The sequence below is a fragment of the Dysosmobacter sp. Sow4_B12 genome (genome assembly GCF_052116665.1).
Lineage (GTDB): Bacteria > Bacillota > Clostridia > Oscillospirales > Oscillospiraceae > Oscillibacter.
This window is the reverse complement of the sequence record NZ_JBQKKR010000003.1, coordinates 186,494-208,356: the sequence shown is the minus strand read 5'-3', so window position 1 is coordinate 208,356 and position 21,863 is coordinate 186,494. Positions and strand designations below refer to the sequence as shown.

28 protein-coding genes and 3 tRNA genes are annotated in these 21,863 nt (G+C 54.7%); 11 read left to right on the top strand and 20 right to left on the bottom strand.

All coding sequences use genetic code 11. The features are described 5' to 3' along the window. Positions 1-298: 298 nt before the first annotated feature. Positions 299-1,591 carry a hypothetical protein gene (locus ACTQ4R_RS06145; RefSeq protein WP_441626844.1) on the bottom strand — a complete coding sequence of 431 codons (1,293 nt, stop codon included), beginning with the start codon at positions 1,589-1,591 and terminating at the stop codon, positions 299-301. 437 nt (positions 1,592-2,028) lie between these two features. Here ACTQ4R_RS06145 and ACTQ4R_RS06140 point away from each other — a divergent pair, with 437 nt between their 5' ends. After that, complete coding sequence (locus ACTQ4R_RS06140; protein ID WP_441626842.1) at positions 2,029-2,397, top strand: tyrosine-type recombinase/integrase; 369 nt, start codon at positions 2,029-2,031, stop codon at positions 2,395-2,397. 167 nt (positions 2,398-2,564) lie between these two features. On the opposite strand, the gene ACTQ4R_RS06135 is transcribed toward ACTQ4R_RS06140, so the two are convergent. Together ACTQ4R_RS06135 and ACTQ4R_RS06130 are read right to left on the bottom strand one after the other, a co-directional pair. Beyond that, positions 2,565-2,657: transfer RNA gene (locus tag ACTQ4R_RS06135), tRNA-Ser, on the bottom strand. A gap of 25 nt (positions 2,658-2,682) precedes the next feature. Further along, positions 2,683-2,770 (bottom strand) — tRNA-Ser (locus tag ACTQ4R_RS06130). A gap of 190 nt (positions 2,771-2,960) precedes the next feature. On the opposite strand from ACTQ4R_RS06130, the gene ACTQ4R_RS06125 reads away from it, so the two are divergent. Then, positions 2,961-3,036 (top strand) — tRNA-Pro (locus ACTQ4R_RS06125). 78 nt (positions 3,037-3,114) lie between these two features. On the opposite strand, the gene ACTQ4R_RS06120 is transcribed toward ACTQ4R_RS06125, so the two are convergent. Both ACTQ4R_RS06120 and ACTQ4R_RS06115 read right to left on the bottom strand, forming a co-directional pair. Beyond that, on the bottom strand, positions 3,115-4,314 hold the full coding sequence (locus ACTQ4R_RS06120) for a tyrosine-type recombinase/integrase (protein WP_441626841.1): 1,200 nt from the start codon (positions 4,312-4,314) through the stop codon (positions 3,115-3,117). A gap of 104 nt (positions 4,315-4,418) precedes the next feature. Beyond that, on the bottom strand, positions 4,419-5,042 hold the full coding sequence (locus ACTQ4R_RS06115; RefSeq protein WP_441626839.1) for a helix-turn-helix domain-containing protein: 624 nt from the start codon (positions 5,040-5,042) through the stop codon (positions 4,419-4,421). A gap of 121 nt (positions 5,043-5,163) precedes the next feature. Between ACTQ4R_RS06115 and ACTQ4R_RS06110 the strand changes: the two genes are divergently transcribed. The 6 genes from ACTQ4R_RS06110 to ACTQ4R_RS06085 all read left to right on the top strand — a co-directional run bounded on the left by ACTQ4R_RS06110 (position 5,164) and on the right by ACTQ4R_RS06085 (position 9,652). Continuing rightward, positions 5,164-5,367 (top strand): helix-turn-helix domain-containing protein, encoded by a 204-nt coding sequence (locus tag ACTQ4R_RS06110; protein ID WP_441626837.1) that lies wholly within the window; start codon positions 5,164-5,166, stop codon positions 5,365-5,367. Next, entirely contained in the window at positions 5,364-5,573 is a 210-nt protein-coding gene (locus ACTQ4R_RS06105) for a helix-turn-helix domain-containing protein (protein ID WP_441626835.1), read from the top strand. Before ACTQ4R_RS06110 ends, ACTQ4R_RS06105 begins: the two co-directional genes overlap by 4 nt. Beyond that, positions 5,570-5,887, top strand: coding sequence for a hypothetical protein (locus tag ACTQ4R_RS06100; RefSeq protein WP_441626833.1), 318 nt, complete (start codon positions 5,570-5,572; stop codon positions 5,885-5,887). The genes ACTQ4R_RS06105 and ACTQ4R_RS06100 overlap by 4 nt, the downstream gene beginning before the upstream one ends. Next, positions 5,877-8,279: a phage/plasmid primase, P4 family gene (locus ACTQ4R_RS06095; RefSeq protein WP_441626831.1), complete on the top strand. Its 2,403-nt coding sequence runs from the start codon at positions 5,877-5,879 to the stop codon at positions 8,277-8,279. The genes ACTQ4R_RS06100 and ACTQ4R_RS06095 overlap by 11 nt, the downstream gene beginning before the upstream one ends. A gap of 121 nt (positions 8,280-8,400) precedes the next feature. Next, positions 8,401-8,862 (top strand): hypothetical protein, encoded by a 462-nt coding sequence (locus ACTQ4R_RS06090; protein ID WP_441626829.1) that lies wholly within the window; start codon positions 8,401-8,403, stop codon positions 8,860-8,862. A gap of 13 nt (positions 8,863-8,875) precedes the next feature. Beyond that, positions 8,876-9,652, top strand: a complete 777-nt coding sequence (locus tag ACTQ4R_RS06085; RefSeq protein WP_441626827.1) for an RNA polymerase sigma factor — start codon at positions 8,876-8,878, stop codon at positions 9,650-9,652. Between the two features lie 232 nt (positions 9,653-9,884). Here ACTQ4R_RS06085 and ACTQ4R_RS06080 read toward each other — a convergent pair whose 3' ends face one another. The 7 genes from ACTQ4R_RS06080 to ACTQ4R_RS06050 form a co-directional block, all read right to left on the bottom strand. Beyond that, the gene (locus ACTQ4R_RS06080) at positions 9,885-10,883 is read right to left on the bottom strand and encodes a hypothetical protein (RefSeq protein ID WP_441626825.1); all 999 of its coding nucleotides are present in this window, start codon (positions 10,881-10,883) and stop codon (positions 9,885-9,887) included. An 80-nt stretch (positions 10,884-10,963) separates the two neighbouring features. After that, entirely contained in the window at positions 10,964-11,362 is a 399-nt protein-coding gene (locus ACTQ4R_RS06075) for a hypothetical protein (protein ID WP_441626823.1), read from the bottom strand. Further along, positions 11,362-12,189, bottom strand: coding sequence for an ADP-ribosylglycohydrolase family protein (locus tag ACTQ4R_RS06070; RefSeq protein WP_441626821.1), 828 nt, complete (start codon positions 12,187-12,189; stop codon positions 11,362-11,364). The genes ACTQ4R_RS06075 and ACTQ4R_RS06070 overlap by 1 nt, the downstream gene beginning before the upstream one ends. A gap of 276 nt (positions 12,190-12,465) precedes the next feature. Next, the gene (locus tag ACTQ4R_RS06065) at positions 12,466-12,810 is read right to left on the bottom strand and encodes a hypothetical protein (protein WP_441626819.1); all 345 of its coding nucleotides are present in this window, start codon (positions 12,808-12,810) and stop codon (positions 12,466-12,468) included. Between the two features lie 210 nt (positions 12,811-13,020). After that, on the bottom strand, positions 13,021-13,158 hold the full coding sequence (locus tag ACTQ4R_RS06060) for a hypothetical protein (RefSeq protein WP_441626817.1): 138 nt from the start codon (positions 13,156-13,158) through the stop codon (positions 13,021-13,023). 38 nt (positions 13,159-13,196) lie between these two features. Beyond that, positions 13,197-14,054, bottom strand: a complete 858-nt coding sequence (locus tag ACTQ4R_RS06055; RefSeq protein WP_441626815.1) for an ArdC family protein — start codon at positions 14,052-14,054, stop codon at positions 13,197-13,199. 124 nt (positions 14,055-14,178) lie between these two features. After that, a complete protein-coding gene (locus tag ACTQ4R_RS06050; protein ID WP_441626813.1) occupies positions 14,179-14,454 on the bottom strand; it encodes a hypothetical protein in 276 nt (91 codons plus the stop codon). Between the two features lie 293 nt (positions 14,455-14,747). On the opposite strand from ACTQ4R_RS06050, the gene ACTQ4R_RS06045 reads away from it, so the two are divergent. Both ACTQ4R_RS06045 and ACTQ4R_RS06040 read left to right on the top strand, forming a co-directional pair. Next, positions 14,748-14,972: a helix-turn-helix domain-containing protein gene (locus tag ACTQ4R_RS06045; protein WP_441626811.1), complete on the top strand. Its 225-nt coding sequence runs from the start codon at positions 14,748-14,750 to the stop codon at positions 14,970-14,972. A 628-nt stretch (positions 14,973-15,600) separates the two neighbouring features. Next, positions 15,601-16,509 carry a hypothetical protein gene (locus tag ACTQ4R_RS06040; RefSeq protein ID WP_441626810.1) on the top strand — a complete coding sequence of 303 codons (909 nt, stop codon included), beginning with the start codon at positions 15,601-15,603 and terminating at the stop codon, positions 16,507-16,509. 81 nt (positions 16,510-16,590) lie between these two features. Here ACTQ4R_RS06040 and ACTQ4R_RS06035 read toward each other — a convergent pair whose 3' ends face one another. Beyond that, the gene (locus ACTQ4R_RS06035; protein WP_441626808.1) at positions 16,591-17,775 is read right to left on the bottom strand and encodes a pyridoxal phosphate-dependent aminotransferase; all 1,185 of its coding nucleotides are present in this window, start codon (positions 17,773-17,775) and stop codon (positions 16,591-16,593) included. Between the two features lie 230 nt (positions 17,776-18,005). On the opposite strand from ACTQ4R_RS06035, the gene ACTQ4R_RS06030 reads away from it, so the two are divergent. Next, positions 18,006-18,470, top strand: a complete 465-nt coding sequence (locus tag ACTQ4R_RS06030; RefSeq protein ID WP_441626806.1) for a heme-binding protein — start codon at positions 18,006-18,008, stop codon at positions 18,468-18,470. Between the two features lie 83 nt (positions 18,471-18,553). Here ACTQ4R_RS06030 and ACTQ4R_RS06025 read toward each other — a convergent pair whose 3' ends face one another. The 7 genes from ACTQ4R_RS06025 to ACTQ4R_RS05995 all read right to left on the bottom strand — a co-directional run bounded on the left by ACTQ4R_RS06025 (position 18,554) and on the right by ACTQ4R_RS05995 (position 21,861). After that, complete coding sequence (locus tag ACTQ4R_RS06025; RefSeq protein WP_441626804.1) at positions 18,554-19,222, bottom strand: DUF4368 domain-containing protein; 669 nt, start codon at positions 19,220-19,222, stop codon at positions 18,554-18,556. Further along, positions 19,170-19,799 carry a transposase gene (locus tag ACTQ4R_RS06020; protein WP_441626802.1) on the bottom strand — a complete coding sequence of 210 codons (630 nt, stop codon included), beginning with the start codon at positions 19,797-19,799 and terminating at the stop codon, positions 19,170-19,172. Before ACTQ4R_RS06020 ends, ACTQ4R_RS06025 begins: the two co-directional genes overlap by 53 nt. A gap of 477 nt (positions 19,800-20,276) precedes the next feature. Further along, positions 20,277-20,939, bottom strand: coding sequence for a lysozyme (locus ACTQ4R_RS06015; protein WP_441626800.1), 663 nt, complete (start codon positions 20,937-20,939; stop codon positions 20,277-20,279). Further along, a complete protein-coding gene (locus ACTQ4R_RS06010) occupies positions 20,932-21,144 on the bottom strand; it encodes a hypothetical protein (protein WP_441626798.1) in 213 nt (70 codons plus the stop codon). The genes ACTQ4R_RS06015 and ACTQ4R_RS06010 overlap by 8 nt, the downstream gene beginning before the upstream one ends. Positions 21,145-21,158: 14 nt before the next feature. Further along, the gene (locus tag ACTQ4R_RS06005) at positions 21,159-21,437 is read right to left on the bottom strand and encodes a hypothetical protein (RefSeq protein ID WP_441626796.1); all 279 of its coding nucleotides are present in this window, start codon (positions 21,435-21,437) and stop codon (positions 21,159-21,161) included. Beyond that, entirely contained in the window at positions 21,434-21,688 is a 255-nt protein-coding gene (locus ACTQ4R_RS06000; protein WP_441626794.1) for a hypothetical protein, read from the bottom strand. The genes ACTQ4R_RS06005 and ACTQ4R_RS06000 overlap by 4 nt, the downstream gene beginning before the upstream one ends. Then, complete coding sequence (locus ACTQ4R_RS05995) at positions 21,685-21,861, bottom strand: hypothetical protein (RefSeq protein ID WP_441626793.1); 177 nt, start codon at positions 21,859-21,861, stop codon at positions 21,685-21,687. The genes ACTQ4R_RS06000 and ACTQ4R_RS05995 overlap by 4 nt, the downstream gene beginning before the upstream one ends. Positions 21,862-21,863 lie beyond the last annotated feature (2 nt).

Below are 21,863 nucleotides of genomic sequence, written 5' to 3'. Positions count from 1 at the left end.
CGGAAATGGAATGACTCTGTCCATTTCCTGTTCTCAATTCTATTTCCCCGAATTTGCGCTGAAACCCCGGTTGCTGCCTAATGCACAACCGGGGTTTCTCGACAGGCTGAGCCAGCGCCTAATCGGTGCTGGCTTTTACTGTGCGCAGGCCATTACCGCCTATTTTTGCTTTGTCGTTTGCGCTGTTGGTCGAGCACGCCTTCCGCACAGTAGGGGGGGCATTTCTCATCTTCATCGCTATGGTTTTTTATACGCAAAAATCGGCGAGCCCTGCAAGGGCCCGCCGACACAGACCTGTTTATTTTTCATACCATCTCTTTTCCCACCACTGCTTGGCGCTCCGGCAGGCAGTCTCCCAATGATACCGGATCCCCCGGCTCAGCACCCGGTAGATGCCCCACATGCCGGACTCCACATCCCAGCGCAGGGAACCGGAGCGGTAGAGATAGTCGCCGGGACACTTTGTCCGCTCCGGCTCAATGTTGAACACATTGCCCACGCTGACAGCCCCCTGCACAGGGATGCTCCGGGTAAACGGGTCATCCGGCTGGGCCCGCCAGCGGTGTCCGTGGAGGAGGAAGCTGATATTCCGGGGCTTATCCGCCGGCATCAGCAGACGGATGACGACCCGCTCCCCGGTATAGGACCGGAACACCGGCGTGGCCGGGTCACCGTGGACTTTGGAATCGAACACCTTATCGATGAGAGGGACCCTTCGCAGCCGATTAAAGAACCGTTCCGAACGGTAGTTGTAGCCCTTTTCGCCGGTATCCTCGTGGTCGGGGGCGTCGTGCCCTCCTGTTTCGCCGTCCTCGAGTCCCTGTTCGGTGGTTTTGATGAGATTGCCTTCTTTATCCAGCAGGCGGATGCCATTGTGGGCGAACAGGACGAACTCCCGGAAGGTCTCCACCCCCGGCGCGGCGATGACAGCCTCCTCCTTGCCGTTCTCCTCCACGGCGCAGATGCCGCTGTAATGCTTTGCTCCGGCCGGCTCCACGATAACAGCGCCGAACAGCCCGTGGTGCCGGTGGTTCCGCAGGTCGCCGAAGGAGGTCAAAAGGCACGTGCCGTATTCCCGGTCCGCGTGCCACAGATACTTGACGCGCTCTCCCGGCCCGGCGGTCTGCTCCGCCGGATTCCATCCCACGTTGACGCCGGGGGACACCACAGGGTCATACTTCAAAAACCGGGGGTTTAGAGACACCCTGTTGCCAGGGATAAAGGGGGTGTTCAGCGGCACGGAGGGATACGCATTCCACCGGATCGGCACGTTGGGGTCGAACAGGTTGTGGAGCGTGACCTCCACCCAGTCTCCCGCGTTGACCCGAAGGATGAGGGGGATGGGCTTCCGCCGGCCCCGGCGCACCTCCTCCGCCTGCTCCAGGGGGACGAACAGCAATCCCTCCGGGTCGTGGTCACCATAGCGGTTGTAGCACAGATCCTTCTGGACGGCGGCGATCTCAAATTTCCGCACCACCGCGCCGGGAGGAGGGAATCGGGTCGCGGCAATGGGACGGATGCCGCACAGGGGTTTCAAATCCGGCCTCGGCATGCCGTGAGCCCGGATGATGCCCCACAGTCCCAGCCACAAATCGTCGATGCCGCCGGAGTAGTAGAGGCAATCCCCCGCCCCGTAAGGCTCGTCAATATCCCGTGTTCCGATGATGTTGCCACTAAAATTCTCTGGATCAAGGAAAACGAGCCGGATGTCTATGCACGAACATACAAATTCCTAACGGGTTCCTCTAAGGAAATAAAGCCTCTGACAGATGCGGAAATCCCGCTGTTCCTGAAAGCCATTGCCGGACACCCAATGGAGAACGCATATGCTCTGTGCTTGTTCGCTGGCCTCCGGGAAGGCGAGTGCTTGGGGCTGTCCTGGGCACAGGTGGACTTTGAAGCGCGGCGGATCACTATTAGCCAGCAGCTGCAGAAGGAGAAAAAGAAGAACGCTGCCTATTACATCGCCCCAGCACAAAGAACGGGAAGCCCCGGCAGATCAAGCCGCCGGAAATTGCGTTTCAGTATTTGCGGGCAGAGCGGAAACGGCAAGCAGAGAACCGCCTCGCTGCCGGTGAGCTGTGGAGCAACCCGGATAATCTGGTGTTCACGGATGAAATGGGCGGGCATCTTGCTATATCTACCTTCTACGGTCATTTCAAGAGGATCGCTGCCAGCATCGGCAGGCCGGACGCCAGACCGCACGATCTTCGCCACACCGCCGCCACCGTAGCGATTGCCTCCGGTGCTGATATAAAGAGCGTACAGAACCTTCTTGGCCACGCGACTGCCAGCTTTACTCTGAACGTTTATACTCACACAAGCGACCAAATGAGGAAGGACACCGCCGCCAGGATGCAGAGCTACTATGATAATCTGACAACGAAAAAGGCATGAAGAAGCCCCGCCAGATTTGACCGTCTGGCGGGGTATTTTTGGCTGTAAGGGGTAAAGTTAGGGGTATTGCAAAAGTGGTGGAATTGAAAGATGAACTATTTGTGGCTGAATATCAAGAATATATACAGAAAAGTCGTTCTATTCACAACAAATAGAACGACTTTTCGTGGCGCAGAAGGAGGGATTTGAACCCTCGCGCCGGTTTTATCCAGCCTACTCCCTTAGCAGGGGAGCCCCTTCGGCCTCTTGGGTACTTCTGCAAATCACGATATCTAATTAAAGAAGTGGCGGAGAGAGTGGGATTCGAACCCACGGACGCTTGCACGTCGCCGGTTTTCAAGACCGGTTCCTTAAACCGCTCGGACATCTCTCCATCGTGAAAGCTGTCCGCCGTCCGAACACTTTTGATATAATACCATACGAGTACCTGCTTTGTCAACAAATTTCCCAGAATCCCTCCCTCAAAAAAATTTAAAAAAAATCGAAATTAGGGGTTGCATTTTTTGAACGGGCATGTTAATATGTACAAGCTGACCGCGAGGAACAGCGTCAAAACAAAATATCCGGGTGTAGCGCAGTTGGTAGCGCACTTGACTGGGGGTCAAGGGGTCGTGAGTTCAAGTCTCGCCACTCGGACCAAAGCAAAAGCCTGTAACCACAATGGTTACAGGCTTTCTTTGTACTTATTGTCAAGGTGTTTTCCCTTATTTTTTCCCTTTACAGAGTAGAAACATCCTCTATATACTTCTCCATGCGGTCCGCACTAGCCCGTTTCATCTCTTCTGTAACATGGCCGTATACGTCTAGCGTAAAGGATGCGGTTGCATGTCCCAGGTTACCTTGCACAGTTTTTATGTCATCGCCAGCACAAATTGCTGCAACAGCATAGCTGTGTCGGAGATCATGTAGGCGGGCATTAGGCAAACCGATAGAGGATACTATGCGCTTATACCTGTGGTAAACGGTGCATGGAGATAGGTGATGTCCCAGTTCGTCGGTAAACACAAAGCCATCTTCTTTCCAAAGTGCCCCCGCCTTCAGTCGGTCCATCTTCTGTTGTACTTGATGCCTCTTTAGGGCGGCAATTACCGAATTTGCGACTGCAATCGTTCTACCTTTTCCGTTTTTTGAGGACACTAGGTGGTATTCTCCTGGTTTTCCCGGAATGTTCTGGAGCTGTTTGTTAATTAGTATTGTCCCTTTTTCCAAATCTACGCAATCCCATGTAAGGCCGCAGACTTCACCACGTCTCATCCCAGTGAAAAGTGTCACTTGATAAACCACTTCGAAGGGATGCCCACGGATAGCCTTCAGAAAAGCACTGGTTTCTTCCTTACCTAGAGGCTTGATTTCCTTTCTCTCTGTCCTAGGCAGCTCACAGGCATCCGTAGGATTGAAACGGACATATCCAACCGCTACGGCCTGTTGTAAAGCCTTGTGGAATACCCCATGGACGCACTTGACTGTTTTAGCGGACAGTCCGGGCTTGTCTCCATGAGGTCTTCCCAAGTCATTGTAAAATCCCTGGATTGTATGCGTGTTCAAATTCTCCAATTTTACCGCACCTAACGCAGGCTTAATGTGATTGTTGATGTGCTGATTATAATTTAGCGCCGTCATCGGTTTTACACCACCTAAGTAGTCTCTGGCCCAAATGTCCAGCCATTCCCCCACGGTCATCTTCGACGGTTCCTGGTAGCTTCCGTCGTTGACTGCCACAGCCGCCGCCTGCATCTTCTCCCGGACCTCTTTCTGTGTTTTACCAGAAAAGGATTTCTGAATTTGCTTTCCGGTTCCGGGGTCCCTGCCAATAGTGATGCGGGCCTCCCAGTAGGCATACTCCTGTCCATTCCTCTTGACCGTCTTTTTTCGGATTGTGCCGGAGCCCTGGGCCCCCCTTGTGGATTTTCTTGCCATTGAAATTCCTCCCGTTTTCGTATATGATGGAAGGGCAGTAGGCCGTACAAAGTTTACTGCCCTTATAGCCGTCCTCGGTGTTCCAGCACCGAGGGCGGTTTTTTTTATTTTTTCTGACCACATCTGCTATGTGCCATGACCTTTTTGTACCAGGAGTAGCCTATGGTATCACGAAACTCTGCAATCAACAGTTTCAATTCTTCGTCATCAAATTGATATACCTGTTCCGGATTTTTATAATCGGTGACTTTATGGTTACATGGCGGCAGTTCATTTTCATTGGCCGAATCTACCAAATCGTAAAAAGCTGCCTCGGCACTATTATCCTCGTAGCGGTAGCCGCACAGCGAAAACAGAGCCCTCAACTGTGATTGATACTCGGCCCACTCTTTTTCGTACTCGGAAAGTCCTTCATCTTCAGCCTTTTCCCGTGCAATGCTCTCCTGCCTTAGATATTCGCCTCTATCTTTAAAATGTGTTTCCCCTGTCCAGTATTTCCAGAACACCCCAGTCATGCCTTCAATCCGCCTCGCTGTCCGTTCCGGAATGTCCAGTTCTCCTCTTTCGTACCTGCCGATTGATATGGGGGCTCTCTCCAGCTTTTCCGCAAGATAGTCCTGTGTCCATCCATTCTCATGCCTCAACTGCACGATTCTTTGACTGGACTCCTTGCGTCTTTCAATGTCAGCAGAATTTGTTTCTTTCCTTGGGCGCCCTCTGTTTTCCATCCTTGTCTCCTATCATTTTATTATTTTTTGATTTTATTATTTTTTGTTATTCACTATTTAATAATCATTCTATATATTATATGTTACAACAACATCAACAATATGTCAAGAGGAGGCGCGCATGACAAATACAAACCTTCGGGCGTTTCTCAACTCTCACGGCATCCGCTATTGGCAACTGGCAGAAGCAGCAGGAATTAGCCCGTCCTTGCTCTCCGTCTGGCTGCGGCATGAGCTGACAGGGGACCGTCTTATCAAGATAAGCAACGCTTTGGATTCGTTGACCGCATCAGAATCCAGGCAGGAAGGATGTGGAAAGAGATGATGGACTCAGAGAATACCGCGCTGTGCTATAAAGTAGACGACCTCTGCGGATTGCTCGGCATCTCCCGTCCCACGGCCTACGAATTGGTCCACAAGAGAGATTTTCCGAAAATCCAGGTTGGACGCCGTATCCTTGTTCCCCGTGCCGGTCTGGAAAAGTGGCTGGAATCCCAACTGAATGCTACCGAAAGTGAGGCCCGCGGATGAAGCAAATGACTTACGGTTTTTACAAACGCGAGAAGAAACTTTACTCCGCTTTGCAAAGTAAAGCCACACCAGCTACGGTAGAAATGATTGATAGGATGCCGGTTATATACCGGAAAACCTCTCGATTTGATTTTGAGATATTCGGCGGATACCACCGGAGACCGTTTGTCGTCATTGCGTGGGCTTTAGGCGGTGATGGATTCCCCCAGCAGATAGAAAGCGTACATGAAATTCAGAGTGAAGACATCCCGGCGGCAGCTGAAGAAATTGACCGCATAATTGCGAAGTATGAGGAGGCCCCGCATGAACTATGACCACATCCCCGCCACATTGAAGGACTCCGCCCGGTTCTGCGTGTGGTCCTACCGTGTTCGCGCCGGTAAGCCCACCAAAGTTCCCTATAACCCCTGTACCGGCGCAAAGGCAAGGTCTAATGACCCTGGGACCTTTTCAACCTTCGATGATGCAACCGCCGCCTTGTCCCGCTATCCCTCTGAATACTCCGGAGTCGGCGTTGGAATGTTCGGTGATCTCGTCGGCGTGGACATTGACCACTGCATTGACGAATCCGGGGAACTCACTGCCCTATCGCAGGAGATCGTGGACAAGCTGGGCAGCTACACAGAACGCTCCCCCAGCGGAACCGGCATCCACATTCTGTGCCGCGCTCCCGGCCTAACCTTTGATAAAGAGCGGTACTATGTGAAAAACAGCCGCATTGGCCTGGAGGTATACCCGGCGGGCGTCACACAGCGGTATCTCACCTTGACCGGAGATGTTCTGGTTGATGAGGAAGTAAACCTCCGAAAAGATGAGCTCTGCGAACTGCTGGAAAAGTATATGCGCCGTCCCACAAGCTGTGCTCCAGCGCCAGGCGCGGAGCAAATGGAAACCGCCGCCGGTGATATGACCTCCGCCGCGCTGGATGACGCGGACCTGATTGACCGGATGCTGAAATCAGCGAAGGGCGAAAGCATCGCCAGACTATGGGCCGGTGAATGGGATACTGATTACAGCTCTCAGTCCGAGGCAGATATGGCCCTCTGCAATCACCTGGCGTTCTGGACCAGGAAAGACCCGTTTTGGATGGACCGGCTATTCCGTCAGTCCGGCCTTATGCGGGACAAGTGGGACCGGGAGCAGAGCGGCAGCACTTATGGTGCCCTGACTATCCAGCGTGCCATTTCCGACGCAAAAGAAGTGTGGGAGCCCGGATATGCAAACGCATCATCCCCAGGGGTGGAGAACGCCCTTGCTTTCCTGAGAGAGGCTGACATCCTCCACAATCAGCGATACCGGCGGGATGACATCGGCGCTGGGTTTCTGCTGGCGGACTATCTGAAGCCTTTTGCCCGCCCTATCGGCAAGGGGAAAAGCTGGGTCATATACGATGGAAAACGCTGGAAGGATGATGTGGAAGAATCTGCCGCCGAAGCAGCTGCAAAGGACATCAGCCGTGCGCTCTCCATCTATGCCGCAGGTCTGCCGGATGAATCGGACATGAAGAACTACATGGACTGGGCGCGTGTCTGGGCCCAGCGGAACAGAAGAACCCAGTTTATCCGGGATGCTGTGTCAGTCTACCCGGTGACCAGAAGTGTATTCGACCAGAATCCATGGCTGCTGAATCTGAATAACGGCACGCTGGACCTTCGGACACGGGAGTTTCGGGAGCACCGGCCAGACGATATGCTGTCGCAGTTGGCTCCTGTGGACTATGACCCCTCCGCAGTCTGTCCACGGTGGGAGCGGTTCGTGGGCGAAGTCATGGCTCCTGGCGCTTGCGAAGCATCCGACCGGGACCGGGGCATTGTCGCCACGGAGAAGTCAGACTTCCTGCAACGGTATCTCGGATACTGTCTGAGCGGTGATACCTCCGCCGAGGCATTCCTGGTCATGTACGGTCCCACCAGCCGGAACGGAAAGAGTGTATGCGTGGAGGCGGTGCAATCCGTACTCGGGAACTACTCCCGGTCCATGAATCCCGAGTCACTGACGCTCTCAAAGCTGAAGGACGGTCGCGGGCCTTCCGAGGACATCGCCCGTCTCAACGGTGTGCGGCTTGCCAGTGTACCAGAGATGCAGCAGGGGGCCAAACTGGACGCCTCACGGGTAAAACAGTTGACCGGCGGAGACACCGTGAACGCCCGGTTTCTGGGAGAGAACAGCTTCGACTTCATCCCTCAATGCAAGCTGCTATTACACACGAATCATCTCCCCCAGTGCTCCGACCTCTCCGTGTTCGACAGTGGCCGTGCTCTGGTCCTCCCCTTCAGCCGCCACTTTGAGGACTGGGAGCAGGATAAGGGCCTGAAGTCCGAATTCAGGAAACCGGAGAATCAAAGCGGTATCCTGAACTGGTTGATTCAGGGGTTTCAGAAATACCAGGAGCACGGACTCACCCCGCCAGAATCTGTTCGGGCTGCTACCCGTGACTATCGGCAGGATTCGGACAAGGTCGCCCGTTTCATGGAGGACGCCATGGAGCAGGTCCCGGACAGCGAAATACGCCTCACGCTGCTGTACGCCGCCTTCAAGTTGTGGTGTCAGCAAAACGGCCAGTATGTCGAGAACTCCCGGAATTTCCGGAGGCTCCTGGACCGCGCAGGAGTACAGATAGTGAAAAAGCGCCCGAAAAGTGGTGGTGAAAACACCACAATGGTGATCGGCTACACCGTGGTACCAGGCTACCTTCAGGTCGCATAGCAACGAACCCCACAGCGGGAGAATGACTTGTGGCTGTTGTGGCTGGATTTCTGGGTCGATTGAAAAAATAGCTCTTTATGAGAATGACCCATATTTTCAGCCACATCAGCCACATCCCTCTGTGGACAGTAATATTCAGAAAGGAATGACCACCATGAGCAAATCAAATCTCGTTCAATTCAACGGTCAAACCCCGCAGGAAGCCCGGGAAAACGGGAGAAAAGGAGGTCTCGCCTCCGGTGCTTCCCGTCAGCGGAAGAAACTTCTCCGGGAACTGTTCAACGAACTTCTCCCCCTGGAGGTAACTGAGCCGGAACTTCGGGAACTGCTTGAAGCGGCTGGCCTGGAGCCTACACACGAGGCGGCAGTCTGCCTCGCCGCCGTCAAGCGCGCCGAAAAAGGTGACATCGAAGCTGCCCGCTTCATCCGTGATACGCGCGGCGAAAAGCCTGTCGACGGGTTGGCAATCGGGAACCTGATTGAAAAGCCTGTCAGGGCTATGGACCTCACGCAGATGTCCGATGCGGAATTAGAGGCCCTTGCTGAAATGTGTGAGGAAAGGGACCGTCTCCCGGCAGAATGAAAAAGGAGGCTCCATGACAAACGAGGAACTGGCAGAACTGATACGGGAAGGAAATGACGGACTAATCCCCCAGCTGTGGGAACAAGTCCAGGTGTATGTCCGCCGCAAGGCTGAGACCGCTATGCGGAGTATTCCGCCGGAGCACGGGGTTGAAGTCGATGATCTGGCGCAAAGTGGCTACTTCGCATTACTGGAGTCCGTGGCGACATTTGACCGCGAGAAGGGCACCTTTCTGTGCTGGCTGGAGAAATATCTGAAAACGGAATTTGCTGTGGCGGGCGGCTACCGTACCTCCCGCCGCGACCCGCTCAACCTATCTACCAGCATTGACCGGCCTGTATCTTCTGATGACTCAGACGGGGAAACATTTGCAGAAACCATTCCCGACGAAACAGATTCCTATGCCGACATCGAGGAACAGATTTACATGGAGCAGCTTCACGCCGCACTGGACAGTGCTGTGGATGGATTGCCCTCCACCCAGAGAGAAGTCATCCGGGGACGGTATTGGCAGGGAAAGAGCCTCCGCAATCTTTCGGAAGAGCTTGGCGTCAGCATAGAGGGCATCCGCAGGAGGGAGAAAGCTGCCCTGTCTGAACTCCGTAAACCGCGTGTCGCAAATAGCCTCTCCGAGTTCCTGGATGACCGCACAGACTTTTATCGCGGAGGACTCCGGCAATTCAAAACCTCGCACACATCATCTGTGGAAAACGCCGTACTCCACAGGGAATCTCTTGTCAAAAAATGGTATGCTGACAACGGTTTACCCGGGAGCCCAGACTTTCGGTAACCCTGGCAACTCAAATTCAAAAAGGGAGACGGAAGGAACTCCTCCCGCCTCCCTTGACATACCCTTCGTACTGCTTTAGAATGGTATCGGACGGAACCTTGCGCAAGGTTTGAGGCAATTGTAGCCGGCATCGGTGCGCGAGTGATTCTGTCCTTTTTTTCATTCCAATACATAATGCCTGTGATATGTTACGTCTAAAAGTAACAGCCACCCATATATGATTTAATTTCCTTTAGAAGTCCTCCATCCCAATTTCTTCAGGTGTTGGCATATAGTCCTGATCGGGTTTCTTGTTCTGCTCCTCTATCAATTGTTTGTTCAGATTCTCCGCAAACCTACGATAGTAGGCCATCTCCGGGCTTTCATTTGGTTTCTCCGATGTGTCCAGGGGCTCATTGTCATCCGCAGGCAAAAAATGCGCCTGCCCGTATCGTACCTGAATCTCAAAGGGTACTATCAAGCCGGTTCGTTCGCTCTCATCAATTAGGGCTTGCTGAATTTTCTTTCTTCGCTCTATCGACTTATTCATGCCCACAATAACGGCCATCATCTTCTTTTTGTTCTCAGCCTCACGCGCTTTTCGTTCTTCCGGGGTTTCGGACGCCCGTAGTTTTTCTCGTTCTTCCGGGGTATGAATCCTGAAAATGTCTGCAAACGGGTCCTCCTCTACTTCCTGTGCTGGTTCAGTGGGATCTTTTTTGTCACTAAAAATGGCAGATTTTAGTTGTTCCATTTCCCTAACCTTTTCTTGAAATTTCTCTTTTGCCACGGCACTCGCCTCTTTTTCTGCTATCAGTCTCGGTCTCCAGTAGAACCAGTACACCCCTGACAATACGCACAGATAGGACAGCAGTGCAAACAGAGCCGTTTTGAACCGCTGGGCCGGTATGCGGGCTTGCTCCTGTGGAAGGAAAACATACCAAAAGTTTCCGTCATAATCCTCTGCGGTAACTTCCTTTCCCGGCGTAAGTGCGGGACAGTCCATTCCAAAACGTTTCCCGTTTAACCACATCTCTGAAACCGCATAGCGGCGTTCCCCGTCAATGCGGGAGGTATATATGTCGGTCTCTGCCTCGGTAATCTCCCAGTCCGTGTAGTTCCCGCTGACGGTAATACTCCCGCCATACTTCCCCGTTCGGCAGAGTTCAACGTATGGAAAAAGAAACAGCATATAAAGAACCGCAAATGAAAAGAAGATCGCTAAAACCATTTTCCTCAGTGTCCCATTCATAACTTGCCTCCTTCTTCAAATACTCAGCCATGGTCTCCAGGGCAAGGATATTTCTGCTCCCCGGCGCCGGACAGACTCTCTTACGGCAGTTTTAGCTCTCTCACCTCTGGCATGAAGTTCTCCTCGAACCTCCGATAATACGTCATCTCCGGCGGTTCGTTCGGCTTCTCCGACGTATCCGGCATCGGCTCGCCCTCCTCGGGAAGAACGCTGGCGATCCCGAATCTCAGCCACAGCTCGAACGGAACCTTCATTCCGGTTTTCTTCTCCTCCTCCAGGAGAGCTTCGTACAGCTTCTGCCGCCTCTGCCCCTTCTGCTTGCAATACTCCCTGAGTTCCGCCCACCGTCTGTCGTTCTCCGCCTTCCTTGCGGCCTTCTGCTCTGGCGTCATTGCTTCTCTCTCGGCCAGAATCTGTGCCGCTTTCTCCGGTCCGTAGGTCGCTTCCAGAAGTGCCATCTCGATACTCGGCTCTGCCATTATTGCCCTCCTCCTTGCTTCGTGATGTCCTTCAGTGTATAGAACCGTTCCACGGTATCGGCTAAACCGCCGCCGTCATCCATGAAAACCTTTGCCTGTTCCCAAAGCTCGTCGGGAACGCCGTAGTAAGCCTCCGCAATGGCGCCGGTGATAGCAGCCAGGGTGTCGCTGTCACCACCGATGGAGATGACGTTGCGGATGGCGTCCTCAAAAGACTCACTCTCGATGAACGCCTCCACAGCATACGGGACCGTGCCCTCGTTGATGGAGGCGAAGTGGTCAAACGTGTAGGTAGGACGAATCTCGTCCAGGCAGAAGTCCCAGTCGTAGTACCGGGAGACATAGTTCATAATGTCATCCTTCGTTCCGCCATGGAGAGCCAGGTACACGGCTCCGGCAGTCGCTTGGGCTCCGCAGATACCGTCCGGGTGGTTGTGTGTGATCTCGGCGGACATACGGGCCAGCTTCTCGCACTCTTCCATGGACCTGGCGAACCAGGCCACGGGGGATACTCTCATCGCGGAGCCGTTTCCACTGCTGTAATACGGACGGGGATGGCGGTCCTCCAGCCACCGGCGGAACATCCCGCCGTATCCACGGTCCGGGTAGGTTCGTCCGTATCCCCGCATCATCTTCAGCATCCAGCGGGAGATAACGGCGTCAGGTGCGTCCTTGCCTGCGGTCTCCAGAGCAGCGGCAATGGCAACGGTCATCACCGTGTCATCTGTGAAGAAGCAGTTCGGGGAAAACAGGGGGAAGTCCTTCGTCTTGATGTTGTGGAACTCGTAGATGGAACCAACGATGTCTCCGATGATAGCGCCTTTCATGCTGCATCCTCCTTGTGTTTGTGAGATTGTGAGGACAAGCTAACAGATAAGCAAAGTGTTTGTCAAACCTTCTCTCTTTCTTATTATTCTTTCTCTCTTGGTGTTCTCTTTCCTTAAAAATCCACAACGGGAGGGCTTGTGGCCGACGTGGCTGAAATTATGGGACGTTCTCATAAAGAGTATTTTTTTCAATCGAAACATAAATCCAGCCACAACAGCCACATCCGCATAGTGTGGAATAATTCCCAAAAGGAAAGCTCCCGTCTGCCTCTTTTCTTATGCCCTGGCCTCGTCGAGCCACTTGAAGTACCGCTCCAGGATGTCGTTCATCAGCTGATTGGGGTGCATGTTCTTGGGATTGTGGAAGGCCGTCTCGTGCTTCAGACGGTCTGCGTTCTTCGCAGTCAGGACGGCAGGAACATAGGTCTGAGTCTTACCGTTTGCGGCCAGTTCCTCCCGGACATAGCCGGAGAGCTTCTTGCCCACCGTGGTTCCTTCCTTCGCAGCCAGGTCCTTGAACGCCTGGGCCTCGTCCTTCTTCATCTTCGTGGCCAGCATTGCCATGTTCTCCGCGTCGTACTTCTTGCGGGCCTCCGCTGCCTTCATCTTCTTCTCGTCCATGTGGTGCGCCTCCTACACTGATTTGTTGACGCTATCATAATACGTTAAACGTATATTGTCAATAGGTGTTACGTAATTATCTTTGGGGCTTCGATACTGACCGAAGAAACTTTGAACGCAACATTCTTCTCAGTAAAATAGCTATCCCCTCCCTCCTACGTGGTAGGGGAGAGGGGATATACTCTTTATTTACATGGTCATGTGGTGTGGTTATTCAAAATTCGCAAATACATCTTTAAGCAAAGGGTCGTGCTTCGCCCGGTCAATTAGTTCGGAAAGTTCATCAGGGGTCATAGCCAGAATCATCCGCGCAAGTTCTTTCCGCTCGTCGTTCATTTTCTTGCTCATGGTAAATCTCCTCTCTTTATTTTGCGGGTGGGAGAGGCTTACGCCCCTGCCTCACCCAGGATGAGTGCCGCCGCTTTTTCCGCCTTACCCGCCGCGCTGACGATCAGGCGATTATCTCCCCTGATAGCCCGCAGCCAGTTGTCCACGTAACTTGCGGAGTTCTGAAAACTGCTCTGCGTCTCAATCCCGCATACGTTCAGAAGTGACGCGGCGGTAATTTCCGCAACAAGTTCTTCCTTGCCGTAGTCGCTGGAGCCAAATGCCGCACAGCCGGAGCCGGTAAAGCGGTTTAGTCTGCTCTTGTGTCCGGTGCTGTGGGCTAACTCGTGGAACAGTGTGCTATAAAATTCTTCTGCGCTTTGAAACTGCTCCCGGAGCGGCAGGGTTACACGGTCTGCGGCTGGAGAATAACACGCCCTGTCTCCGGCCACATAGGTGACTCGCACGCCCTCCCGGCCCACATAGGTATCCTGTATCCTCTCCGCGTGTTCAAGCGGCTCAAAGGTCTCCTGGGGCCGTTCTGCGTACTTCTTCCGGATTCCTTCGCACTGGTCAACGTGAAACACATTGAAGTATCGCAGGATAGGGATGGTTTTTTCTACTTCTTCGCCGCTCTCTGCGTCCAGTTCCTTTACATTCTGCTGTTTCCAGAACACCACAACGGATGACTTCTCGCCCTGCCGGACCGTGCCACCCTCCGCCTTTACCTGCGACCAGGTTATGTACTCGCCAGGGCGTCCCAGCAGCATTTGATTCAGAAGGCTATACGGTTTCCCGGTGCTGTGGCTATACGCTCCCGCCTGTGTCCCGGTCCAGGGTTTACGCCAGGGGATAACACCTTTTTCCAGTTCCGCGATAATGCGGTCCGTGATAATTTGATACACGTTATTGCCCATTGCACACACTCCTTTTATTGACGAAAAGGGGCGGGCGGGTTATACTGTATTTGCCCGCCCCTGTGGTTGGCTTCAGAATGGCTGTGTGTCTCGCTTTGGTCGGCTCGGACATACAGCCGTTTCTTTATGCCAGGCAGAAACGCCGGGTTTCCGTGGCTTTCGTAAACAGCGCATAGGCTTCCGGGTTGGCCTTCTTGAACGCCGCGCTATCGAACCTGCTTCCGCGAACCGTCCGCCAGGTGATTTTCCAGTCATCCCCCGCGAGGGTGTCCACATCACGCGCCGTCATTTCTGCTTTGATGCTGTCCTCGGCTGCTGCGATCTCCGCGTCCAGTTCCTCCCGCATCCGCCGGAGCTCCCGGAGCTCCTTCACCTTGAAATTCATTTCATTCGTGCTCATGTTCTTTTCCTCCTTATTTTTTGGTGGTGCCGTGAAGTATAGAGGGAATATCCGATTCGTCCTCGGCCCGTCCGTCGCATTCACGGCGCCCCGTCGGTGTAATTTCAATATACACTCAAATTTTGTGTATATCAAGTCGCAATTGTGCACAAATTTCAGGTGTATATTTTGGCGATTATGCACTTGTTTTTTGTGTATATCGTGCTATAATTAAAATGCTTCAGTATATCCGCGTGTCCAAAAAGTGAACGCGGGTGTCCACAAATGAGAACTCTACAAATGGAGGAATAGCCGTGCCTGTTAGATATAAGGTAGATGTATTAGCCGCCCTGAAAGAAAAAGGATACAGCAGTTACAAAATTAGAACCGATAAGATTTTTGGAGAGGCAACCCTTCAGAAAATAAGAAGGGGCGAGCCTGTGTCGTGGGATGTCCTGGGAAAGATTTGCACATTGCTGAGCTGCCAGCCGGGGGACATTCTCGAATACGCGCCGGAGGACAGCACCGCGCAGAACTAACGTACAAGCACAAAAGAGGACCGCGCCGCCTGTGGGATACTTTCCCGCGAGCGTGGTCCTCTTTATATTATCGCGCCTGCATTGCGCGTCGTTCTCCAATATCCCCGGCTCCTTCGGCTGCATGATGTTCCCGCGCCCCTGCTGCGCGTGGCCCCCCAGCGCTGGGCGGTGTGCAGCACTACACCACGCCCCCTGTATAGATAGGTAGGCTCTCGGCACCCCCGCCCCCCCTATCGTCCTGGAGCACCCCCATCCGTCATATAAATATATGGCCCTCGGAAAATTTTGACCCCCGAAAATCCTTTATACAATACAGTAAAACCCTGTCTGAACCGCTGAAAGTTTTCCCTTATTTTTTCCCTTTTGCCGATATTATGGAGTTGTATTGCATTGTATCAAATTGACTATTGGGGCACTTTATTCAGAGAGTACATAACACGATTGTACGTCGTTTTTCCCTATGTAATCGGCTTTCTCTAATTCAAGTCTCGCCACTCGGACCATCGGTGAGTCCTTAAAGGGCTCACCGATTTTTGTTGCGCATTTGTAAACTTTTGGTTTTTGTTTCACGGAAATCCAGACCTGGCTGCTGGAATTGGCGGAGCGGGGTTTTACCTTTTTCCAGATCATGCCGCCGCTGAATTATATCAACCGCTATACGGAGTCCCTGCAGTTTTGGCTGCCCATGTACGCCACGGGGCAGACCTCGGTCTATTACTATCCCCGGCTCCGGGGCAACCTGTACCGCCACTCCATCATCGTGGTGCCGGGGTGCTGCGTGCAGTACGCGGCCGCCGTGGCCACCGGCAGCACCAGCGACATCACCATGTTCTCCACGGACCCCAAGCTGGTCAGCGCCTATGAAAAACAGTTTCATGAGCACCTTTCCCTCTGCCGGCCCGCACTCTTCGTCCACCGGGACACCAAGGACGCCTATCCCTGCTACCGGGATTTCTTTACCCGCCAGGGAGAGACCGCGCAGCTGATCAACTCCCTGGCCCTCTGCTCCATGCCCCGGGCGCTGCTGGAGCGCTATGTCCGGGAGACGGAGGACACGATGTGGAGCAGCACCTTCCGGCTGTATTTGGACGACCTTCCCAATTTCGAGAGCAAGCTGAAGCAGGTGCCCTTTATCGACATGTGCCGTTTGTTCACAGCGGAGGAGATTCGAAGAGGGCGTGTGCCTGTGGGCTCCTCCTCCCAGGATTATTACGGCCAGCACTGGTACACCCCCGAGACCTACTGTCTCCATTTGAGCAACATTCTGCGTCTAATGGACACTTATGAAAATTACACCTTCCTCCCGGTGTACGAGAAGGAGTACCCGGATTACGACCTGTTTACCAACGAAGACAGCCTGGCCCTTATCGTCCGCACCGCCAAACCCTTGATGACCCTGGAGATCCGCCGGCAGCCCATGGTTGTCGCTTTTCGGGAGCATCTGCTCCGCAAGGCCGATACCATCGGCTGCGGAGGCATCTACCGGGAAAGGGTCCGCATGGAGCTGCGGGCACTGATCCAAGAGCTGGATAACTGACCGCGCTATCCCCAAAAACGGCCCACTTACGGCAAAAAGCGCTCCCCGCCGCGGTGGGGAGCGCTTTTTGCTGTGAGCACGTTATGCCTGGGTATCGATCAGTTCCCGGAACACCGGCAGGCTCCGCCGGATCATGTCGCCGGAGACACAGGTGCAGATGCGGAAAAACTCCGGGCAGCCGAAATCGTTGCCGGGGACCAGCAGGAGGTTTTTCTCCTTGGCCCGTTTGGAGAACGCCTGGGAGTCACCGCCGGGAGCCTTCACGAACATATAGAAGGCGCCCTGGGGCTTGAGGCACTGGTAGCCGTAGGAGGTCAGCGCGTCATACAGCAGGTTCCGGTTGCGGTCGTAGGCCTCCAGGTCCGGACGCAGGTCCGTGCAGGCGGCCACCACCCGCTGCTGCAGGGAGGGGGCGCACACATGGCCCAGAACGCGGGCGGCGCCGGCCACAGCGGCAAACACCTGCTCGCTGTCCGCCGCCTGGTCGGGCACGCACACGTAGCCAATGCGCTCGCCGGGCAGGGACAGGGATTTGGAGTAGGAGTAACAGACGATGGTGTTATCATAGACCGTGGGGATGAAAGGAACCTCCACGCCGTCATATACCAGCTCCCGGTAGGGCTCGTCGGCGATGATGTAAATGGGGTGGCCATACTCCCGGCCCTTCCGCGTCAGCAGGGCGCCCACCTTCTCCAGGGTCTGGCAGGTATACACCGCGCCGGAGGGATTGTTGGGCGAGTTGATGATGATCGCCTGGGTGTGGGGCGTCAAGCTGGCCTCCAGGGCCTCCAGAGAGATCTGGAAGGTCTCCGTATCCGCCGGCACCACCCGGAAGGCGGCGCCGCTGTTCTCCACAAAGGGGCGGTATTCCGGGAAGAAGGGGGCGATGGCCAGGATCTCCGCGCCCTCCACCGCCAGGGCCCGGACCACAGATACCAGCGCGGGCGCCGCGCCGCAGGTGAAGAAGATATTCTCACCCCGGATGGCGGTGCCGAACCGGCGGTTCAAGTCCTCCGCCACGGCTTTCCGGGCCTCCATGCCGCCGGTGGCCGGCGTATAGCCGTGGACAGCCAGGCTGTCCGTATCCCGGACCACGGAGATGAAGGTCTCGTTCACCTTGGCAGGCGCGGGAATGGAGGGGTTGCCCAGGGAATAGTCATACACATTTTCCTTGCCCACGGCAGCCGCCTGCCGAAGGCCATATTCAAACAGCTCCCGGATGCAGGAGCGGGCGGTCCCAAGGGCCAGCATTTTTTCAGATACCATAGTCTTTCTGTCCTTTCTCGTGTTCCGCGGGGTATGCGCCGGTATTGACACTTTGATTTTACACGCTGTTGCGAAAAAGTGAAAGTCGGAAATTGAAATATTTTTTATAATCTCCACTGATACCGGCGCATAAAGCCGTGGAAATTTCCCACCGCCTGTGCTATGCTGTCGTTAGGTTCCACCATATATGCGCATCCGGGCTCCGCCTGGACCGGAAAGGAGTTTTGCCCATGTACACCCCCGCATTCGCAGAATCTTTAAAGCATTTGGAGGAGGTCCTCCGCTTCCCCTCCTTTGACCTGGAGGACGCTTACGCCCTGGGCACCCGCCTGCGGGAGGCCGGCACCCGGGAGCCGGAGCCCATCGCCGTGCGGATCGTGCTGGACGACCTCATCGTCTACCAGACCTTCCTGCCGGGCACCGGCAAGGACAACAACTGGTGGATGGACAAGAAATACGCCACCGTAAAGCGGACCCATCACTCCTCCCTGCTGGCCGCCGCGGAGCGGGAGCTGGCCTCCTCCCGGGAGGACTGGCAGTGCGACGAGGAGCACTACGCCTTCTGCGGCGGCGGCTTCCCCATCGTGGTGGACGGCCAGTTCCGGGGAGCCGCCATCGTCTCCGGTCTGCCCCATCTGGACGATCACCGCTGCTTGACGGAGACCATCGCCGCCTATTTGGGCAAGACCATCTAAGCACACAAATTCACCCCGGGAGCCCTCCGCTCCCGGACAGGGGTATGTTGAATGGTGTCCGGAACCCCGGAGGGGTATCGTGTTTACGATACCCTCCGGGGTCTTTCTGTTTCCAGGGCATTTGCTGTGCTTTCCTGCTGGCTCTGGGTACCATCGACGTTGCCCACATAACCGATGTCGGTGCAATGGATCTCCACGGTCTGCGGCGCGTGTTTAGACCACTTCACGCTCTTTTCGTGGACCACGATTTTCCGGATGAACAGCCGCAGCAGTTCCGGCGTCAGTTCCGTGATGTCCGTATACCGTCTGGCCTTGGAGATGAAGCTGTCGGCGCCGGATACCTGATCCCGCAGGCTTTGGATTGCTGATTCTTTCTTTGGAATCTCTGCCTTGAGTGCCGCCTGTTCCTCCGTATAGCTGCCGGACAGGACTCGGAACTGCTCTGGGGTGATACGGCCCAAGACCGAGTCCTCATACAGCCGCTTGAAGATGACGGCCAGTTCATCGCTGCGTTTCCGCATGGCAGCCAGTTCCTTCTCCTGCCTGCGGATCTCCCGCTGGATCTCCGTGGACTGCCTTCCGTTGATATATTCCGCGAACTCCTGCGTATGTTCTCTGGCTATGGCGGTCACCCGCCGCAGATCCTCCAACACCACCTCATCCAGAACGCATTCTCGGATGTAGTGGGCGGTGCAGGCTTCACCGTCCTTTTTGTAAGTGCGGCAGGTAAAGTGATTGTAACTGGCAGCCATGGTATGCGCCCGGTGCAGTACCATAGCTTTCAAAACCACGGTCAGCTATAATCAGCGTCTTTTCCTCGAAGGCGTTGCGCTGCAGCATGGTGACTAATGCGCCGATTTCGTCTTTCTTTGACTCTGGTTGAATGACCACATCGGCAAAGGTACGGCTGAGAATGTCATACAGCGGCGTTGCGTGAAGCTGATTCACGCCCTTTGGAATACTGTCGTTGCAGACAAAGGACGGTGCATCTGGATTTCTGGGCAGATTGATTGCTGTGCCATCTACCGCCAACAGGCGATAACCGTGAAAGAAATCGGTATCATCGCATCTGGAATTGAACTTTGTAAAAACGGTGCGGAACAGTTCGGGCGGAATTTGAGCGCGGCGCTGCGTAAGGGCAGACGCGGTGGCTTGAATGCCAGCGATATGCAAAATCTTATCTAAAGAGCCGCCCTCTGCGCTGATTAAAAGACGCATGACAGTATCGGGCGTAAGCACACGCTTGCGGGAGAAGTCCTTGCCTCTGATGCTCTGTGTGGCAGTTCTAAGCGCGGCATTGAGTGCCATGCTGAGTAAATCAATTGACATGAGAATAGCCTCCAAGTGAGTATTCACCGGATGAAAAAAACACCAAACGCACGCCCATCTGCTGGGCGCGTACGCTTGATGTTCCGTATGTTCGCTACTATTGTTTTGGCTATTTGGCTATTCTCTCAATGTTGGCTAATTTGGCTATTTCAAATGGCTCTCAAAAAATACTCAAAAATGCTTCAATCTAAATAATACTCACTCATTTGATAATACTCACTCATTTGGCTTTCTCAAATTCTGCTTGTGAACACCGCTCATCACGGCGTTTAGTTTATTATATGCAGAAAAAACGAATTGTAAAGCGAATAGCGGCAAAATCTGGATTTGTTTGCAAATTGTTTGTTTTTTCATCTTATCTAAATCGGTGGCCGCAAAAGCAGCACAGCCGTTAAGGAGCGGAAGTGAGTTCTCCGTCCCTCAACGGCTGTGTTTTTAGATTAACTTAATGACATTGCCCGTTTGGGTGCCCAATTTTTATTGCTTTTTTCTGCCGCGCAGCACCATGGCCGCGCACTGGGCCCGGGTGCAGAACCTGCCGGGGCCGCTGCCGTCGGTGATGCCCAGAGCTGCGGCCTCCTCCACTTCGGCTTCCAACGTGGCGCTGATGGGCCGCTTGGCAAGGGCCGCCTGCAGCCGCTCCGCCAGGCGGATCAGCTGCTCATCTGTGAGTTTTTCGATGTCCATGTCGTCCTCCTCAATGGGTGTGTTGAAAAGTTCCTGCTCGGCCTTCCGGCGGCGTGTGAGGCCCGCCAGAGGCCTGCCGCCGGACAGGTTATACCGGATCATAGCCTCGCAGATCTGGGGCAAGGAGCGGCTCTTACAAAGCGTCCGCAGACACCCGGTGCCGCAGTTGAAGGTGAAGGAAATGAGGGCGTCCCGCTGGTTAGTGTTGAGCTGGGCCGTCAGCGGGCAGTTGGCGGGGTCGTCCACCGCGTCGGCGAACCGCTGACAGTCTGATACCAGCAGGGCGCCCGCTTCCGCCTGGGTGATGGTCTGGCCCTCCTCCACATCCGGGCCGTAGTGGCCCCAGCCGATGGTCCAATACTTCTCCGTGGCCACGGGCTTGTACGCCTTGAGCCGACAGCCCTCAAAGTGTTTGATGAGTGCCAGCCCGGCCGCGCCGATGGGCTTACGCATCGCCGCTCACCTGCTCCACGGTATCCTGCACCTTCTGGCTCTGGGTGCCGAAGTAGAAAGCGATGATGACCGCGTAGATGGTCATAAAGTCCTGGCTGATGGTCCCCTTTACCGCCATCCAGGCGAATACGCCGGTGAGCGCCAGCGTCACCAGGCTCTTGACGGACAGCAGGTTGGCCGCCCGCTTGACTAGCTTGTCTTTCATGGCATGTACCTCCCTCACAGGTCTGTATCCGAATCGGACCGTTTGCCCAGGGCGGCGTCATAGACGATACCGCCTCTGGTATTTTCCAAGCTGCTTTTTTTGAAGTAATGTCCCAGCACATACCCGCTTGACGCCTGCAGGGCGCCGATAAGCGTGGTGAGATAGGGCAGCGTTCCGGTAAAACCCCGCCAGACGGCGAGGCCGCAGAGGGCCAGCACAACCGTGGTGGCCGCTCCGTCTACCAGCAGAATCCCCACGGCGAGAAGCTTGCTGGTGGTCCAGCGGCGTCTCACCGGGCTGCCTCCTCCAGGTCCTGGATGCGGTGATTTGCCACCTTTATCTGCTCCTCCAGCACCGGCACCCGCCGGGCAAAGTGGTTGTGCTCCCGCACTTCCCGGGTCAGTTCCTCCAGCTTCGTGTCTGTGACGGCCTGGCTGGTCTCCAGCTTGTGCTCCATGTGCCGGGCATTGGTCATGTTGGAAAAAATCACCCCCGCCAGACTCAGAGCGCCGGTGATGAGGGCTGCGAGAACACTCTCCGTCACACCGTATCCTCCAGTCCCAGAAGGAGCTTTGTCTCCCGCAGCTCCTTTTCCAGGGCGGCGATGCGCTCCTCAGACGTCTGCTCCTGAGTAGGCTGCTGGGTGGCCACCTGCTCCAATTCGGAGATTTCCTCGGGCGTTGCGTCACGGTAGACGCCATTTTCACAAATTCTCATGT